Below are 15,604 nucleotides of genomic sequence, written 5' to 3'. Positions count from 1 at the left end.
GCACCATACTTTAATGAAGCTACATGCAAAGGTAAGTGATTTTCCTCAATATCAAGGACAATTTGGCTCTTTAATGCAAAATCGGCCTTGATAATCTCGCTTTTTCGCAAGCCTGACACACCATAACGCTGATACTTTGCCCATAGAACACGAAGCTGATTGTTATTAATACCATACTCAGTGCAGATAGAATGGATAGATCTGCCAGACTCCAACAGACGCATATATTTCAAACGGTCTGCATAATCATGTTTCTTTTGTTTCCTTCCAGACATAATAAAACCCCAAAAGTTTTTTGTCTAACTTTCGGGGTTCATATCAATCTTACCGCTATGCACTTCTTTCTATTTACTCCCCTCCCTCCACAGGGAGGGGTAGGGGGTGGGTCTTTTCTCCCCTCGCCTTCGGAGAGGGGTTGGGGGTGAGGCTAGTGGGGGTGGGCCTGTTGGGTCTTCTCTCCTTATTTAACTTTAAACACCCCACCCACGAAACTAGCTTCTATGCGTGCGCCACGTACAGCCTTGCCAGTAGCTATCTCCGTGCGATAGATATAGACGCCACCATCGGTTGCGATAGGCGTATATACGTATCCGTTTTCTGCAAAGCAGGCAAAGCGTCGGCCACCATTGCCGTTGTGCACGGGGATATCCGTCACGTCTGTCGATGTCTTCTTCACCAAGTCTATCACGCAGCACTTCAGGTCTGCATCGCTCCAGGGGGCCGCATCCAGACGGGTGGTCACCTCGGCAAACACTTTGCCGTTGCCCAGGTAGAGCCAGTGGGCCACCTTCTGACCGGTCAGTGCCTGATAGTCGAACGTGTAGTCGGGGTCGAACTGAGTTTCGCCGGCCTTGATTTTCAAGAAACCAGAGTTCTTGGGCGACTGCGAGAAACCGTTAGCCATTGAGGTGTTCGACATAGCGTAGAGGTCGCCGTTCTCGTCTTTCTGCAATCCGTTGAAGGCATTCCACGAACCGATATTGCCAAAGCGCACGTCTTTGATCAGCGTCTTGAACTGGCAGTCGGGGTAGGAATAGACCGCAACAAAGGCCGTATCGGCATAGTCAGAGCTGAACGTGTTGGGGTTCATGGGCTCGTAGCTCACGTAGAGGTTGCCACCGGCGTACTGCATGCCAGTGACGTAGGGCCAGTCGTGATTGTCCATAGGAGCCACAGGGGTGGTGCTCACCTTGTGGTCTAGTGCCAGCGTGTTGATATCCACGGTGTAGAAAGTGAGTTGTCCGCCCTTGTTGGTCGATGTTGGCAACTCAAGAGCAGCCATGTGGCGGTCGTCCACCTGACAGAAGCCGATAGGCGTCTCGTTGAACACGAAGTTGCCGCGCTCCTGAATATAGCCGTTGTCGTCGCGCTGGATGCCGGTGGCGCTGGTCACACCCATGCCGCCGATAGAAAAAATGGTCTGCTCGGCCTGCTGATAGTCGCGGTAGCCAGTCTGTTCGATACCGTTGGCCAGGGCGTTGATGGTGCGGTCGGTGCGCATCAGATCGTCGGTGGTCACTACATAATAAGTGGTGGTGTTGTTGGCTGTGATGCCGAGTGCCAGCACATAAGGCTGGTTGGGAACCTCGGTGCTGCCCATGTCCTCGTCGCACGAGGTGAGCACAACAGAAAGGGCTGCGAGTATGATTGAGAAATACTTTTTCATTGTCTGCAACATTACATTTTAGTAAGATAAACACGGAATTTCAGGTTGACGGCACGTCCTGGCTTCTGCAGTCTGTAGTTGTCATAGAGCTGCTCGTTGGTCAGGTTGGTGCACTCCAGGGCCACGCTGTATTTGCCGCCGCCCATCAGGTAGGTCAGCGAGGCATCATGCGACCACTGTGTGGGGATGTACTTCTTGCTGTCGGGGCGTCCCAGGCCCGGGAAGCTGAGGTAGTACTTATATACATAGTTACAGCCGTAGGCCACGGTGAGCGTGTTGCCCTCGGCCAGCAGGTTGTGGAAGTTCCAGCTCAGGTCTCCATTCAGGAAGAAATAGGGGATGTTGGGGATACGCTGACCGTAGGTAAGGTTCTCAGCGATGCCGTTGTTCACATACGAGTTGTTGGCTCCCTCCGTTTCCTGACGGTCTTTGATGTCCTGATAGGTCAGGTTGAAGCCAGCATGTGCCAGGCGCTTGAAGTCGTACTGCACGCTGGTCTCGATGCCATGTGTGATGGCCTTGCCCACGTTTTCGAACGAAGTGGTGGGGTTGTTGGTCAGGCTCACTCCTTTATATATAAAGTCTTTTGTGTGTCGGTAAATATAGTTGGCCTCAACAGCCACGTGGTGTGCGCCCAGTGTGCGGTCGAACAGTAGACCAGCGTTCAGATTTCGTGAACTCTCGGGGCGCAGGTCGGTATTGCTCTTCTGCAGAAAACCGTCGCCAAACAGCTCCACAGCCTCTGGCATGCGGTAGGCCTGTTCAAAGCTGACCTTAGCCTGCAGCCCTGGCAGGAAGAAGTAGGTGGCAGCAGCACCATAGCCCCACTGCTGCTTGTTGGCGCTCACCTGTTCGTAGCGCTCGGTGGCCAGGAACTGATCCAGCAACTTATGTGTTGACGAGTGCATCTGGTAGTATTTTCCAAACACGTTGGCTGTCCAACCGCCCAGTCGCATCTGGTAGCCCAGACCGGTGATGTTTTTTGTCAGTCTCTGTGCCACATTGTTCATGGGATAGTCAGGATACTCCGGATCGTTCTGCTTACGACGCAGGCTTGTCAGCACGTGGTTCAGTGTCAGCGTCTGGTGGTCGTCAATCACGTAGTTCAGGTTGCCCGTGGCCTGCCACTCGCGGTTGCGGATGGTGGCGTCGGTGAGGTAGCCCTCGCCCCTGCTGTTCGATGCCACGTGCTCGCCCAACCAGTTATAGCGCACGGCAGCCGTATCGATGGTGTGGTCTTTCACCATGTTGTAAGTGGTGTGGAAGGTGAAGTCCAGCCCAGGCATAAAGAGGTCAGTCTTCTTATAGCGCAGACTAGGAATCAGCGAATGGCTGCGCTGCTTCACATCGCCATATACGGCATCCATCGTGGCACCGGTCTGAATCTGCTTCTCGTTCTCAGAGGCAATCACGCCCACGAGCAGATAGTCGGCCCACGATTGGCGCACCAGTCCTGTCTCCAAGCGCAGACCCATGGAGTGATAGCGGTCGTTGAAACGCTTCACGCGGCGCTCACCCACGGTGAGTCCCGTGTTGAGGTTCACGATGGGTGCATCCACCTCATAGTCGTTTTCAGAATAGTTGTAGAAAGCGTTGGCACGCACGGTGAAACCGCTTTTTTCTGTATAGGCACCGTTCACGGCCACGCGGTGAGTGCCAAACGAACCCACGCTGTAGGTCGCATCCAGGTAGTTGGCGTTGGCACGTGTCACGATGTTCACCGCGCCACCCAGTGCATCGCTGCCCAGTGCCACGGGCAGCACGCCCTTATACACCTCGATGCGATCTGCCATGTTGGCCGAGATGCTGGCCAGATTGAACGACGAACCGAAGTTGTCCATCGGAATGCCGTCCATGAAGAACTTCACCTGATTGCCCGAGAAGCCGTTCATCGTGAAGCTATAATCAGAACCCAGTCCGCCGTCCTCACGTATTCTGACCGACGACACCGTGTTCAGCAACTTGTTCAGTGGCGCAGCTGTGAGGTACTGCTTTCTCAGGTCCAATACCGACACGGCATACGCCTGTTCGTGCAGACGACGAGCCTGCGACTTTCCCACAATCTGTACTTCTTTCAGTTTCACGGTATCCTTGCCCACCTGTGCCTCTGCCTGAGTGCAACAAGCCATGCCGACAAGGATGCCCAGCATTGTTTGTTTACCTAAACACATTTCTTATTTATAATCATTAATTTTACAATCTTTTCACCATTGTCCCCAATTGACGGTGCAAAATTACTGCGATTTCTCCAGCTGCGCAATACCTAAAAATCGTGATATTAATCTGGTAGTACGACAGTCGCCTCATAATATGCCTCGTATTGACCGATGAAACCGCCCGTTTTTAATAGCTTTTGTGGCAGAATGGCTCTGCAACACTAAAGGTTTTAAAATCATTCTAGACTCTAGAATCAGCGAATCTAGACTCTAGAATGAATGAATCTAAACTCTAGAATTATCAGATCTAGACTCTAGAATGAGTGATTCTAGACTCTAGATGCGCACCAAAAGTGCCACTATTGCGTGACAAAAGCTATACTATTGCATGCTAAAAGCGGCACTATTACCCGCGTATAGTGCCGCTTTTAGCATGCTTATCAGAAACAGACGTGTTATTTGTATTTCTCCTCTAGGTATTTATTCATGCTTATTTGGGTCCATTCCATAGTGACCTGCGGAGTTAGTATAAGAGCGTGACGATCAGATAGCCGACGGCGATGGAGACGAAGGTGGTGATGAAGCCCGAGAGCTGGAAGGAGTGGTTCACCACGTAGCGGCCGATGCGCGTAGTGCCAGTGCGGTCGAAGCCGATGGCAGCCACCTCGGTGGGGTAGTTGGGCAGGAAGAAATAGCCGTTGACGGCAGGGAAAAGCACCAGCAGCGCCAGTGGCGGTATGCCCATGGCCAGACCTACGGGATAGAGCGTCTTGGCGGTGGCTGCCTGCGAGAACAGCATGATGCTGAACACGAACAGCGGGATGGCGAAGAGGAGGGGATAGGTGGCGAACACGCCCTGGATGCTGCCAAGGATGACTTCGTGGTGACCCTCGAAGAATGTGCTGCCCATCCAGGCCACGCCGAAGATAGACACCATGGCGTTCATGCCCGAACTGAACACGTTGCCGCTGGCCGCCTTGCGCACGTCGGCTTTGCCCACCAGCAGTATCAGGGCCGCGATGCTCATCATCACCATCTCGATGGTGGCATTCATGCTCAGCGTCTCACCGTGGAACGACGGGCGCAGGGTGGGGAAACTGCCAAACAGTACCACAAGAACAACACCCAACATAAAAGCGGCCACGGCCCATTTGGCACGCGGATTGATGGCCGCAGTGCTCTCGGTGGTGGGCTCCTCGCTCTGGATCAGTCCTTCGCGCAGTCGTCGCTGGTACTCGGGGTCGTCCTCCAGCGGTTTGCCTATGTAGTTCTGTACCAGCGAAGCCACCAGGATGGCGATGAGCGATGCCGGGATGGTGACCAGCATGATGTCTTTGATACCGATGCCATGACTACCCAGCAGCGACTGCGAGAGGATGGCAGCCGTGGCTGCCGACACCGGCGAACCCGTGATGCCCAGCGATGCTGCTATCGTGGCCACAGTCAGCGGGCGCTCGGGGCGCACCTTCTCTTTCCGTGCAATCTCCGAGATAATGGGCAGCAGCGCATAGCAAGTGTGGGCGGTGCCTGCCAGCAGACTGAAGAGCCATGTGGTGAGTGGCGCATAGAACGTGATGCGGCTGGGGTGCTTCTTTAAGAACCGCGCGGCCTGGTTCACCATGTAGTCCAGACCGCCAGCTGCCTGCAGTGAGGCCGATGCCGTGATGACACTCACGATGATGAGCATCACGTCGATGGGGATGGCTCCCGGCTCCATGCCGAAGACGAATACCAGGACGAACACGCCCACCATGCCGTAGATTCCCAAACCGATGCCGCCCACCTTGGCGCCAATGAAGATCATGCACAGGACGATGAGTAGCTGAAGTAGAATGAGTAGTGTAGTCATAGTTAACGGATTGTTATGTTATGTTTTGCAAAGGTATAAAAAAAATGATAACGTGCTACTTTTTTCATCAATTTTTTCTGTGCAGACGACCCTTGCGGGTATCAAAAAAGGAAGTCAGACGGGTGGAAAGTCCCGTCTAACCTCCTTGTAAGTAGTTAGATATATGTGCCTGACGGTCAGCGGGCAGTTCACCCCTCGATCTTCTTCAGGGCAAAGTTGTAGGCACCCAGATTGATGGCCTTGCTGGCACCCAGCTCAGACACCATGATGGCCACCTTGCGCTGACTGCAGTAGAGCACCTCTTTGTCGGTGTGGGGCACCTTGACATACGTGTCCTTGTCTTCGAGGAAGGCAGCGCGCTGCTCGGGGTCTTCGAAGTTATAGACCTCAGACTGCAGCGTGGGCATCAGTCGACCGGAGAACGTGCCCACAGGACGCGCAAACTCCTCCATCATGCCCGGCAGGATGTGATGCGCAGCACCAGCCACACCGCCACCGATCACCACGATGCCATCCACGATGTTCAGCACGTTGACCAGCGCAGCCGCCGTCACCTGTCCCAGTTGGCGGAAGCTCTCCTTGGCCGCCTTCACATTGCCTGGGCGCTTGCCGTCGGCAATGTCGCAGATGTCCTTAGGCGTCAGTTGCGAGGCATCCTCGTGCGACATCTCCGCATAGACGCGGCGCACGGCGCGAATGCTCACGCTCTCTTCGGCAATGACGAAGGGATACATGCCGTTGCGCGTGCACCATGTGTCGCCGCCACAGCCGTTGTCGCCCGTCAGCAGCACCTGGTCGATGACCACGCCACAGCCGAAGCCCGTGCCCAGCGTCACACCCACCATATTCTTATAGCGGCGCTTGCCGCCAGCCTCCTCCAGGGCCTTGTTGACACGGGGCAGTGCACCGGCCAGCGCCTCGCCATAGGCAAACAGGTTGCCGTCGTTGTTGATAAACACGGGAATGCCGAACACATTCTCCAGATACGGACCCAGGGGCACGCCGCCACGGAACGAAGGGAAGTTGGGCAGGTCGCCAATCACGCCATGCTCATAGTCGGCAGGGCCAGGAAAGGCGAAGCTGATGGCCACGGGTTCCTCCTTGAGTTGTTCTTTGACGGTGGTGAATCCCTGCACCAGTGTGGCCAGACAGCCTTCGGTGTCGGTGGTCACAGCCTTCAGACGTACGGGTTCTACAATCTCTTCATTGTCGCAAATGGCCGAGAATACAAAGTTAGTACCTCCGGCGTCGAGCGTCAGTACGGTTTTCTTGTCTTTACTCATTATTATTTTAGGTTGATAAACAATTACTTACTATTGGTCTTTTACTATTCAGTGCGAAACGCCATGCAAAAGTAAGATGTTTTTTTAAAATAACCAAGGCTATTGATATAATAATGTGTAAGTTTAACTATTCAAACAAATTATAGCTATAATTCGTGCAATTATAGCTATTTTTAATTGAATTATAGCTATAATTTGATTTAAGGGTATAAGTCTATTTCGCTAATTTGAGCCTGCTTCGCAGGGAAATTATCCAAAATTTGGTTCAAAATTAAGCAAAAAAATAAAATCATCTCTGAATAATTTTGTTTCCAATTCTGTGGAATTTCCGCACGAAGTGCGCTCCTTTTCGCCGGATATAGAGAAAAGGATGATGTTAAATTTTGGCCATTATTTTTTAAATTTTGGCCAAAATTCAATTGATTCTGGCCAGAATTTATTTTGAGAATGATTGCTTCGTTTTAGCAAAGCGATACTTTTCTAATGGAAAATTTGGAACTTACCGCGGAATTGCCTATCTTTGCCCACAGTATACTATCTTTAAATGAATAACACGATGAAGAAAATTGTAATGTTGACGGCACTATTTCTGGTTTGCGCCTTGGCTCAGGCTCAGCGCAAGGTGGAGATAGTGGAGCCTGTGAAGCAAGACTTGGCTGACACGGGCAGTAGGGTGCTGAAAAGAAAAGTGGCCATTGGCCGCTTCAGTAACGAGACGCAATATGCGAAGGGCATCTTCTATGATAAGGAAAACGACCCCATGGGTAAGCAGGCTCTCGACATTCTGTCGGCAAAGTTGGCTGCCTCTGGTAAGTTCCTGCTGCTGGAACGCAGCGACCTGGCTGCTCTGCTGGAGGAGGCTAAGAAGAGTGAAAACGGACTTTCTGCTATCGGTGCCGACTATATGATTATTGGTTCGGTAACGGAGTTTGGTAGAAAGAACATCGGTAAGTCGGGCACCTTCACCAGCACGAAGACGCAGGTGGTGGAAGCTGCTGTGGCCATCCGCTTGGTAGATGTGTCAACAGGCTTGATAATTTACTCAGATGAAGCGAAGGGTTCTGCCGAGCTGACCACCAAGACAACGATGGGTGTGGGTGGCAAGGCTAGCTACGATGCTACGCTGAGCGACAAAGCCATCTCGGAAGCCATCGGTCAGTTGGTGGAGAATATTATCAACAAGTGTACGGACAAGCCTTGGCGCACTTACTTCCTGTCCTTCGACAAGGACGCACAACTCATTGCCGGTGGCACCAGTCAGGGCATCAAGGTGGGTGATACCTTTGGCGTGAAGACCAAGGGAAGGTCGGTGAAGAACCCGCAAACGGGCGTGATGATAGAATTGCCTGGCAAACAGGTGGGCACGGTGACTGTGACTGCCACGGGCGGTGACACCCCAGAGACGGAATATTCGTTCATCTCTTTCTCAGGTGATGACGCAGCTATTGATGTCAGCAAGCTGACGGATTATTATATCGAGGAAATAAAGTAGAATGCTATGAAGACAAGGATTTTATTCGCAATAATCGCGTTTTGCGCCTTCCTGTTTGGTTGCAAGACAAACTATCCCGTGGCCCAGCAGAGTGGTAAGGAAGACATGGCCTACCTGGTGTTTGTAGGACCTAACGATACTTATGGTAACGGTTCAAAGCCCGTGCAGGTGGATGTGGACGGTACGAAGTTCGACGCCAAGGTGGTGAAGCCGAAGGTGGCCAATAGAAAAGGCACACAATATGGTGTGGCTCCTGGTCGCAGGAATGTGTCGGTGACGTTCAACGGACAGGTAGTTTATCAGAAACAGCTGTTCCTTTCAGCCCAACAAACTAAAATCATCACGCTGCCATGAAGAAGTTGCTGTTCCTAGGTGTCTGCATGATGGCACTGGCCTCGTGTCAGACCCAACAAACGTTGTATTCCTGGTATGACTCCGAGGATGCAACCTATACCTATACCAAGCGTGGCACAGAGGAGACGCTGGCCAAGGCCATGGTGCAGTATGAGAAAGTGCTGAAGAGTCAGAAGGGGCTGCGCAAAGCGGTTCCGCCAGGCGTCAATGCAGAATATGGCTATTTGCTATGCAAGGCAGGTAAAAAGGAGGAGGGACTGACGCTGCTGCGTGCAGAGATGAAGGCCTATCCAGAGTCGGAAGCGTTTATTTCAAGAATCATTAAGCAGTTGGAGAAATGAAGAAGTATATGTTTTTTGGCTTGATGATGCTATTGATATCGTCATGCGCTCAGAAGGAACTCATCACACGTGATGCGCAGTATCCTAAGATGTATGAGGAACGGCCTCTGACCATTGCCGTGATGCCTCCCATCAATCAGACCAACCACGTAGAGGCTAAGGATTATTTCTACACCACGCTCTATACGCCTCTATGCGAGAAAGGCTACTATGTCTATTCACCCATGATGACGATGGAGATGTTTCAGGCAGAGAGTGCCTATGATGCAGAGATGTTCCTGGAGGGTGACCTCTCGCAGTTCCGTAATGTGCTGGGTGCCGATGCAGCCATGTTCACGATTATCAAGTCGTGGAACAGAAACAAGGTGGCTGGCAGTCTGACAGCCGGTGTGGAGTATATCCTGCGCTCTACGAAGACCGGCGAGACGCTGTATCATCGTGAGGGCCTGATAAGTCTGGATACCAGCGTGAACAGCAATAATGGTGGTCTGCTGGGTGCCTTGGTTGATCTAGCTGCAACTGCTATTACGACATCGGCCACCGACAAGGTGGAAGCCGGACGGCGATGCACGCGCTTTGTGCTGAGCGATATGCCGGAAGGTAAATATGGCTTGAACTATGATAAAGACCAGAAGATGGCGGCGGGTTCAAGCTATGTGCAAGCAGTAGTGAGATAACACGAAAGAAGGCTAACCACTCCGGTTAGCCTTCTTTCGTTTATTTATATATCAAAGTGGTGATTCTGTCTTCTTCAAAAAGTTGCTTTGCGACTTTTTGAAGATCATCGCTGGTGAGCGCGTCGATGTGACGCATGATGTCGGTGAGGTCGCGCTCCTTACCCGTGTGCAGGAAGTTCTTGGCAAAGTCGAGCGCAAACTGTTCGCGGCTGTCGCTGGCAATGGCCAGCTGGCCCTGCAGCTGTCGTTTGGCGGCGGTCAGTTGCGTGGTCGAGAGCGGTTTCTGCATCAGCTTGTCTAGTTCGCGGCGCACCAGTCGCAAGCAGCGCTTTACGTCGGCTGGATCGCACCCGAAATACACCGACCACATGCCCGTGTCGCTATAGCTCACCATCGAGCTATCCACGCTATACACCAGTCCGTTGCGCTCGCGCAGCGCGATGTTCAGTCGCGAGTTGAGGCCCGGTCCGCCCAGTATGTTGTTCAGCAGGTAGAGCGCCCAGCGCCGAGGGTCGCTGCCGGCAAAGGCGCGTGTGCCCAGCATCACGTGGGCCTGATGGGTGCCGCGATGGCGAACGAGTAACCTCTCGTCCGTCTTTTCCTTCAGGGGCGTGGCTGTGTGCCCAGCGGGCTGAACCGCCTGCTCGCCCTTTCCCTTGATCGACTTGTTGAGCGTGGTGGCGATGGTCTTCTTGTCGATGTCGCCACTGAGGAAGAACACGCAGTTCTCAGGGCGATAGTAGCGACTGGTGAAGCGGTGGGCATCGTCGCTGGTGTAGCTGCGCACCTGTTCGCTGGTGCCCAGGATGTTGTGGCCCAAGGGGTGCCCCTCGAACAGTATGTTCTCGAACTCGTCGTAGATCAGTTCGGCAGGCGTATCCTCATAGCTGTCGATCTCGTCGCACACCACCTCGCGTTCCTTCTCCACCTCAGCCTGAGGGTAGGTGCTGTCGAACACGATGTCGCAGAGCACGCCGATGGCTTTCTTGGCATGCTTAGCCTGAATGGCACAGTAGAACACCGTGTCCTCCTTGTTGGTGAAGGCATTCAGTTCGCCTCCCAGTCCTTCGATGGCGTTGATGATCTGTACGGCCGACATCTTCTGTGTGCCCTTGAACGAGAGGTGCTCGCAGAAGTGGGCCAGTCCCTCCTCGCCAGGCAGTTCGTGGCGTGTGCCCGCCTTGACGGCGATGCCGCAATACACCACCTGCGAGTCGGATGGCAGGTGGATGACGCGAAGGCCGTTGTCGAGTGTAAAAGTGTTGTATTTCGTCATTTGAAGTGCAAAGGTATGAAAAAAAGCGCATACCGCAAAAGATATGCTCGAGGTTTGTTTTTCAAAGAAACGAATGATTTTTGTTTTTTTTCGCAATTAATTCTTTGAGATGATAATTATTGCTTATCTTTGCAACGGACTTTAAATGATATGATAAATGCAAAAGGTTATTGGTATAGGCGAGACGGTTCTCGACATCATCTTTAAAAACGAACAGCCGATAGGTGCTGTGCCGGGTGGTTCCACGTTCAACTGTCTGATATCGCTAGGGCGTTCGGGCGTGAAAGCCTCGCTGGTCAGTGAGACCGGCAACGACCACGTAGGGCGCAGAATTATCGATTTCATCGAGAAAAATGGTGTTGATGCCTCGTGTGTCTATGTCTATCCCGATTCCAAGTCGCCTGTATCGCTGGCCTTCCTCAACGAGAAGAACGATGCAGACTATATCTTCTACAAAGATCATGTCAACGACCGATTGGAGTTCTCCTATCCCGACATTCAGAAAGACGACATCGTGGTGTTTGGCTCTTACTTCGCCGTGAACCCCGTGATACGTCCGCAGGTGCAGGCCTTTTTGGAGTATGCGCGCAACCGTGGTGCCATCCTCTATTATGATGTGAACTTCCGTTCGTCGCACAAAAACGAGGTGATGAAGCTGACGCCCAACATCCTGGAGAACCTGGAGATGGCCGACATTGTGCGTGGCTCTAGCGAAGACTTCGAGGTGATGTTCCACAAGACCGATCCCGATGCCATCTATCGTTCGCAGATAGCCTTCTACACGAAGAAGTTCATCTATACCAGTGGTGCCGGACCCGTGGAACTGCGTGCCGACGATAACTTCGCCAAGCAGTATGCCGTGGATCACAACAACAAGGTGGTGAGCACCATCGGTGCGGGTGATAACTTCAATGCAGGCTTCGTGTTTGGCATGATCAAAAACCACATCACACGCGAAAACATCGAGCGCGGACTCACCGAACAGCAGTGGGACAACGTCATCAGCTATGCCATGCAGTTCTCGGCCAACGTCTGTCAGAGTGTAGATAACTCGGTGGATGAGGGCTTCGGCAGCGCCATGGCTGCCCAGTTAGCCGAGTAGGCGCTGGACGTCGTCGAGCGTTGACGCCACGCGGATGAGCTGGTGCCAGTCGCCGCGAATCACACCTTTCTCGCTCAGGTCGTCGAGACAGGCTATGAGCGAATCCCAAAAACCTTTCATGTTCCACAGGATCAGTGGCTTCTGGTGGTATTGCAGTGTGGCTGCTGCTGCCGTGGTGAACAGCTCGTCGAGGGTGCCAATGCCGCCAGGCAGCACGATAAACGCATCACTCTGCAGCATCATCAGGTCCTTGCGGTCGGTCAGGTTCTCGGTGGGAATGTGCACATCGAGGTAGGGGCTGAGGCGTCCCATCTCCTCAATGCGACGCGGCACCACACCAATGACCTGTGCACCGGCCTCTTTCGCCGCCTTGCTCACGCTGTGCATGAGTCCGGCATCGTGGCCGCCGAACACGATGGAATGGCCGTTTTCTGCGGCCCAACGGCCCAGTTCCTCGCTCATGGCGAAGAAGTCGGGGTCTATCTGCTGATTAGCAGAACAATAAATGCATAGTTTCATGACTGCAAAGATAGTAAATAAAATGAATAATGAGAATTGAAAAATAAGAATTAAACACAGATTATTGAAAATTAATGCGTAACTTTGCGCAGACAAATATTATTATATGAAGACATTTGAAGAATTAGGTGTGAGCGTAGAGATACGCCGAGCCATCGAAGAAATGGGATTTGTACAGCCCATGCCTGTACAGGAGGCAGTCATTCCTACACTGTTGGAGAGTAGGCAAGACACCATTGCATTGGCACAAACTGGTACAGGAAAAACAGCATCGTTTGGTATTCCATTGTTGATGAGAATAGATTTAAGCAGTCGCGACACGCAAGCACTCGTGTTGAGTCCTACGCGTGAGCTCTGTCTGCAGATTGCCGACGACCTGCGCGACTTTTCTAAATATATGGACGGCGTACACGTGGAGGCCGTCTATGGCGGCGCTGCCATCGAACAGCAGATTCGTGCGCTGAAGAAGGGTGCACAGATCATTGTAGCTACGCCGGGCCGACTGATAGACCTGAAAAACCGTGGATATGTACATCTGGAGAACGTGCGCAACATCGTGCTCGACGAGGCCGACGAGATGTTGAACATGGGATTCACCGACAGTATTGAGGAGATCTTCGAGGCGCTGCCCGAGGATCATAACACGCTGATGTTCTCGGCCACGATGAGTCGCGATGTGGAGCGCGTGGCCAAGCGCTACCTGAAGGACCACCAGGAGATTGTGGTGGGCTCGCGCAATGAGGGTGCCGAGAGCGTGAACCACATCTACTATATGGTGCAGGCCAAGGATAAGTATCTGGCACTGAAACGTATTGTGGACTACTATCCGAAGATTTTTGCCATCATCTTCTGCAGAACGAAACTGGAGACGCAGGAGGTGGCCGACAAACTGATACGCGACGGCTATAATGCCGAGTCGCTGCATGGCGACCTGTCTCAGCAGCAGCGCGACCTGACGATGCAGAAGTTCCGTCAGCACCTCACGCAGTTGCTCGTGGCCACCGATGTGGCTGCCCGCGGACTGGACGTCGATGACCTGACGCACGTCATCAACTTCGGACTGCCTGACGATATTGAAAACTACACACACCGCTCGGGTCGTACGGGTCGTGCCGGTAAGAAGGGCACCAGCATCTCTATCGTTCACTCGAAAGAGAAGTTCAAGATCCGTAACATCGAGAAGGTGATAGGCAAGAGCTTCGTGGAGACACCGATTCCTTCGGCCGAGGAGATCTGCAAGAAGCAACTCTATAAGGTGATGGACCAGATCGTGAAGACAGACGTGAATGACGATGAAATCGCGCCTTTCATGCAGGACATCAGTCGCTACTTCGAGTTCATCGACAAGGAAGAGATTATCAAGAAGATCGTGTCGCTGGAGTTTGGCAAGTTCCTGGCTTACTATGCCGACGCCCCCGAGATTGAGGCGCCCACGAAGGAGAAGGAACGTCGCCCGCAGAGCGACCGCGAGAAGCGCAACAATAAGCCTGAGAAGGGCTTCAAGCGACTGTTTATCAACCTGGGCAAGAAGGACGGTTTCTTCCCCGGCGTGCTGATGCAGACGTTGAACCGCTATGTGGGCGGCCGTCAGGCCGTGGGACATATCGACCTGCTGGACACCATCTCTTACTTTGAGGTGCCCGAGAAGGACGCCCGCAAGGTGATGACCCAGCTCACGGGCATTCGCTATAAAGGGCGCACCGTGCGCTGCAATGCCGAGGACGACAAGGCCGGCGCACAGAGCCACCAGGCCGAGCACGGCCGTCGCACTCAGCGAGGCAGAGAGGAAGGGCAGGGTAGTCAGCGCCCCCAGCGCCAGTATAAAAAGGAAGATTGGCGCTCGCTGATGCAGAACACCCCTCGTGTGGATTTCAAGGGCGAGGAGCCCGACTTCAGCGAAGAGGGCTGGGCTCGCCGCAAACCTAGAAAGAAATAGGTCGAAAAAGCACCTGTGACGATAGAAATAAAAGGAAAGAACGGGTTTTTAATTCATCCGATGAATTAAAAACCCGTTCCTACTTTATGCCTTTTCGCCTTCAGCAGAGTGCAGACCTGCTGACTGGTGCTCACTGCGTGATGACCGTGCCGTGCTGTCCATCGATGGCTGTGGCCTTGGTAATGATAACGCGCTCTACGCCAGCATCGATGGCCGAGAGCGCATTTTCTATCTTGGGCAGCATGCCACCGCTGATGGTGCCGTCGGCCTTATAAGTCTCGAAGTCGGCATGGGTGATGTTGCTGATGACCGACTGGTCGTCGTCGGGATTGCGGAGCACGCCGGGTTTCTCGAAAGCAAAGATTAGGGTCACGTCGAAACCGGCGGTAGCCATGGCCTTGGCGGTCTCGGAAGCCATCGTGTCGGCATTGGTGTTGAGCATGTGGCCCTGGCCGTCGTGGGTCAGTGGGGCAATGACAGGGATGATGCCTGCCTCGATGAAATGGGCTATCTTCTGGCCGTTGGCCGCTTTGACATCGCCCACAAAACCATAGTCAATGCCGTTTTTCAAGGGGCGCTTGGCCGACAGGAGGATATTGCCGTCGGCACCGGTCAGACCTAAGGCGTCGGCACCTAGTGTCTGCAGGCGTGCCACGATGTTCTTGTTGACCAGTCCGCCATAGACCATGGTCACCACCTCCAGCATGTCGGCATCGGTGATGCGGCGTCCGTCCACCATCTTGGTCTCGATGCCCAATCGTTCGGCTATCTTTGTGGCCTTGCGACCACCACCATGCACCAGGATCTTGGGACCCTGGATGGCCGTGAAATCATGTAAAAGCTGCGACAGTTGTGCCTCGTCTTCAACCACGGCACCGCCCACTTTCACGATAGTAATCTGTTGTTTCATAACTAAAAATAACTACATTTTGTCGTAATTTCGTGCAAAAGTA

General features: G+C 53.0%; 14 protein-coding genes. 6 read left to right on the top strand and 8 right to left on the bottom strand.

The window, feature by feature from the left end; genetic code table 11:
- The 5 genes from T433_RS16380 to T433_RS0102900 form a co-directional block, all read right to left on the bottom strand.
- Positions 1-275: helix-turn-helix domain-containing protein (locus tag T433_RS16380; RefSeq protein ID WP_027454494.1), on the bottom strand; the 275-nt coding region annotated here is incomplete at its 3' end.
- 185 nt (positions 276-460) lie between these two features.
- A complete protein-coding gene (locus T433_RS0102915) occupies positions 461-1,678 on the bottom strand; it encodes a DUF4374 domain-containing protein (protein ID WP_027454784.1) in 1,218 nt (405 codons plus the stop codon).
- Entirely contained in the window at positions 1,678-3,816 is a 2,139-nt protein-coding gene (locus T433_RS14445; protein WP_428837368.1) for a TonB-dependent receptor, read from the bottom strand. The genes T433_RS0102915 and T433_RS14445 overlap by 1 nt, the downstream gene beginning before the upstream one ends.
- Before the next feature lie 529 nt (positions 3,817-4,345).
- Positions 4,346-5,671: an anaerobic C4-dicarboxylate transporter family protein gene (locus tag T433_RS0102905; RefSeq protein WP_027449309.1), complete on the bottom strand. Its 1,326-nt coding sequence runs from the start codon at positions 5,669-5,671 to the stop codon at positions 4,346-4,348.
- Between the two features lie 188 nt (positions 5,672-5,859).
- Complete coding sequence (locus tag T433_RS0102900) at positions 5,860-6,957, bottom strand: ROK family protein (protein ID WP_155808311.1); 1,098 nt, start codon at positions 6,955-6,957, stop codon at positions 5,860-5,862.
- A 553-nt stretch (positions 6,958-7,510) separates the two neighbouring features.
- Here T433_RS0102900 and T433_RS0102895 point away from each other — a divergent pair.
- The 4 genes from T433_RS0102895 to T433_RS0102880 are packed head-to-tail and all read left to right on the top strand — an operon-like array spanning position 7,511 to position 9,818.
- Positions 7,511-8,446 carry a CsgG/HfaB family protein gene (locus T433_RS0102895; RefSeq protein WP_027449307.1) on the top strand — a complete coding sequence of 312 codons (936 nt, stop codon included), beginning with the start codon at positions 7,511-7,513 and terminating at the stop codon, positions 8,444-8,446.
- 6 nt (positions 8,447-8,452) lie between these two features.
- Positions 8,453-8,800 carry a hypothetical protein gene (locus tag T433_RS0102890; RefSeq protein WP_027449306.1) on the top strand — a complete coding sequence of 116 codons (348 nt, stop codon included), beginning with the start codon at positions 8,453-8,455 and terminating at the stop codon, positions 8,798-8,800.
- Positions 8,797-9,141 (top strand): DUF4810 domain-containing protein, encoded by a 345-nt coding sequence (locus T433_RS0102885; RefSeq protein WP_027454782.1) that lies wholly within the window; start codon positions 8,797-8,799, stop codon positions 9,139-9,141. The genes T433_RS0102890 and T433_RS0102885 overlap by 4 nt, the downstream gene beginning before the upstream one ends.
- Complete coding sequence (locus T433_RS0102880) at positions 9,138-9,818, top strand: GNA1162 family protein (RefSeq protein ID WP_027454781.1); 681 nt, start codon at positions 9,138-9,140, stop codon at positions 9,816-9,818. Before T433_RS0102885 ends, T433_RS0102880 begins: the two co-directional genes overlap by 4 nt.
- 40 nt (positions 9,819-9,858) lie before the next feature.
- On the opposite strand, the gene T433_RS0102875 is transcribed toward T433_RS0102880, so the two are convergent.
- On the bottom strand, positions 9,859-11,094 hold the full coding sequence (locus T433_RS0102875) for a M16 family metallopeptidase (protein WP_027454780.1): 1,236 nt from the start codon (positions 11,092-11,094) through the stop codon (positions 9,859-9,861).
- 157 nt (positions 11,095-11,251) lie between these two features.
- On the opposite strand from T433_RS0102875, the gene T433_RS0102870 reads away from it, so the two are divergent.
- On the top strand, positions 11,252-12,196 hold the full coding sequence (locus T433_RS0102870; protein WP_027454779.1) for a PfkB family carbohydrate kinase: 945 nt from the start codon (positions 11,252-11,254) through the stop codon (positions 12,194-12,196).
- Here T433_RS0102870 and T433_RS0102865 read toward each other — a convergent pair.
- Positions 12,185-12,715 carry an LOG family protein gene (locus T433_RS0102865; RefSeq protein ID WP_027449301.1) on the bottom strand — a complete coding sequence of 177 codons (531 nt, stop codon included), beginning with the start codon at positions 12,713-12,715 and terminating at the stop codon, positions 12,185-12,187. The genes T433_RS0102870 and T433_RS0102865 overlap by 12 nt on opposite strands.
- Positions 12,716-12,821: 106 nt before the next feature.
- On the opposite strand from T433_RS0102865, the gene T433_RS0102860 reads away from it, so the two are divergent.
- The gene (locus tag T433_RS0102860; protein WP_027454778.1) at positions 12,822-14,651 is read left to right on the top strand and encodes a DEAD/DEAH box helicase; all 1,830 of its coding nucleotides are present in this window, start codon (positions 12,822-12,824) and stop codon (positions 14,649-14,651) included.
- 130 nt (positions 14,652-14,781) lie between these two features.
- Here T433_RS0102860 and argB read toward each other — a convergent pair whose 3' ends face one another.
- Positions 14,782-15,561 (bottom strand): acetylglutamate kinase, encoded by a 780-nt coding sequence (argB, locus tag T433_RS0102855; RefSeq protein WP_027454777.1) that lies wholly within the window; start codon positions 15,559-15,561, stop codon positions 14,782-14,784.
- Between the last annotated feature and the right edge of the window lie 43 nt (positions 15,562-15,604).

The sequence above is a fragment of the Xylanibacter brevis ATCC 19188 genome (assembly GCF_000621725.1).
Taxonomy (GTDB): Bacteria; Bacteroidota; Bacteroidia; order Bacteroidales; family Bacteroidaceae; genus Prevotella; species Prevotella brevis.
The sequence above is the reverse complement of the archived record's forward strand: the minus strand, read 5'-3'. Positions and strand labels throughout refer to the sequence as shown.

Coding starts and splice junctions, on each gene's coding strand:
- T433_RS0102915 (WP_027454784.1), bottom strand. CDS start 1,678: ATGTTGCAGACAATGAAAAAGTATTTCTCAATCATACTCGCAGCCCTT.
- T433_RS14445 (WP_428837368.1), bottom strand. CDS start 3,816: ATGCTGGGCATCCTTGTCGGCATGGCTTGTTGCACTCAGGCAGAGGCA.
- T433_RS0102905 (WP_027449309.1), bottom strand. CDS start 5,671: ATGACTACACTACTCATTCTACTTCAGCTACTCATCGTCCTGTGCATG.
- T433_RS0102895 (WP_027449307.1), top strand. CDS start 7,511: ATGAAGAAAATTGTAATGTTGACGGCACTATTTCTGGTTTGCGCCTTG.
- T433_RS0102890 (WP_027449306.1), top strand. CDS start 8,453: ATGAAGACAAGGATTTTATTCGCAATAATCGCGTTTTGCGCCTTCCTG.
- T433_RS0102885 (WP_027454782.1), top strand. CDS start 8,797: ATGAAGAAGTTGCTGTTCCTAGGTGTCTGCATGATGGCACTGGCCTCG.
- T433_RS0102880 (WP_027454781.1), top strand. CDS start 9,138: ATGAAGAAGTATATGTTTTTTGGCTTGATGATGCTATTGATATCGTCA.
- T433_RS0102875 (WP_027454780.1), bottom strand. CDS start 11,094: ATGACGAAATACAACACTTTTACACTCGACAACGGCCTTCGCGTCATC.
- T433_RS0102870 (WP_027454779.1), top strand. CDS start 11,252: ATGCAAAAGGTTATTGGTATAGGCGAGACGGTTCTCGACATCATCTTT.
- T433_RS0102865 (WP_027449301.1), bottom strand. CDS start 12,715: ATGAAACTATGCATTTATTGTTCTGCTAATCAGCAGATAGACCCCGAC.
- T433_RS0102860 (WP_027454778.1), top strand. CDS start 12,822: ATGAAGACATTTGAAGAATTAGGTGTGAGCGTAGAGATACGCCGAGCC.
- argB (WP_027454777.1), bottom strand. CDS start 15,561: ATGAAACAACAGATTACTATCGTGAAAGTGGGCGGTGCCGTGGTTGAA.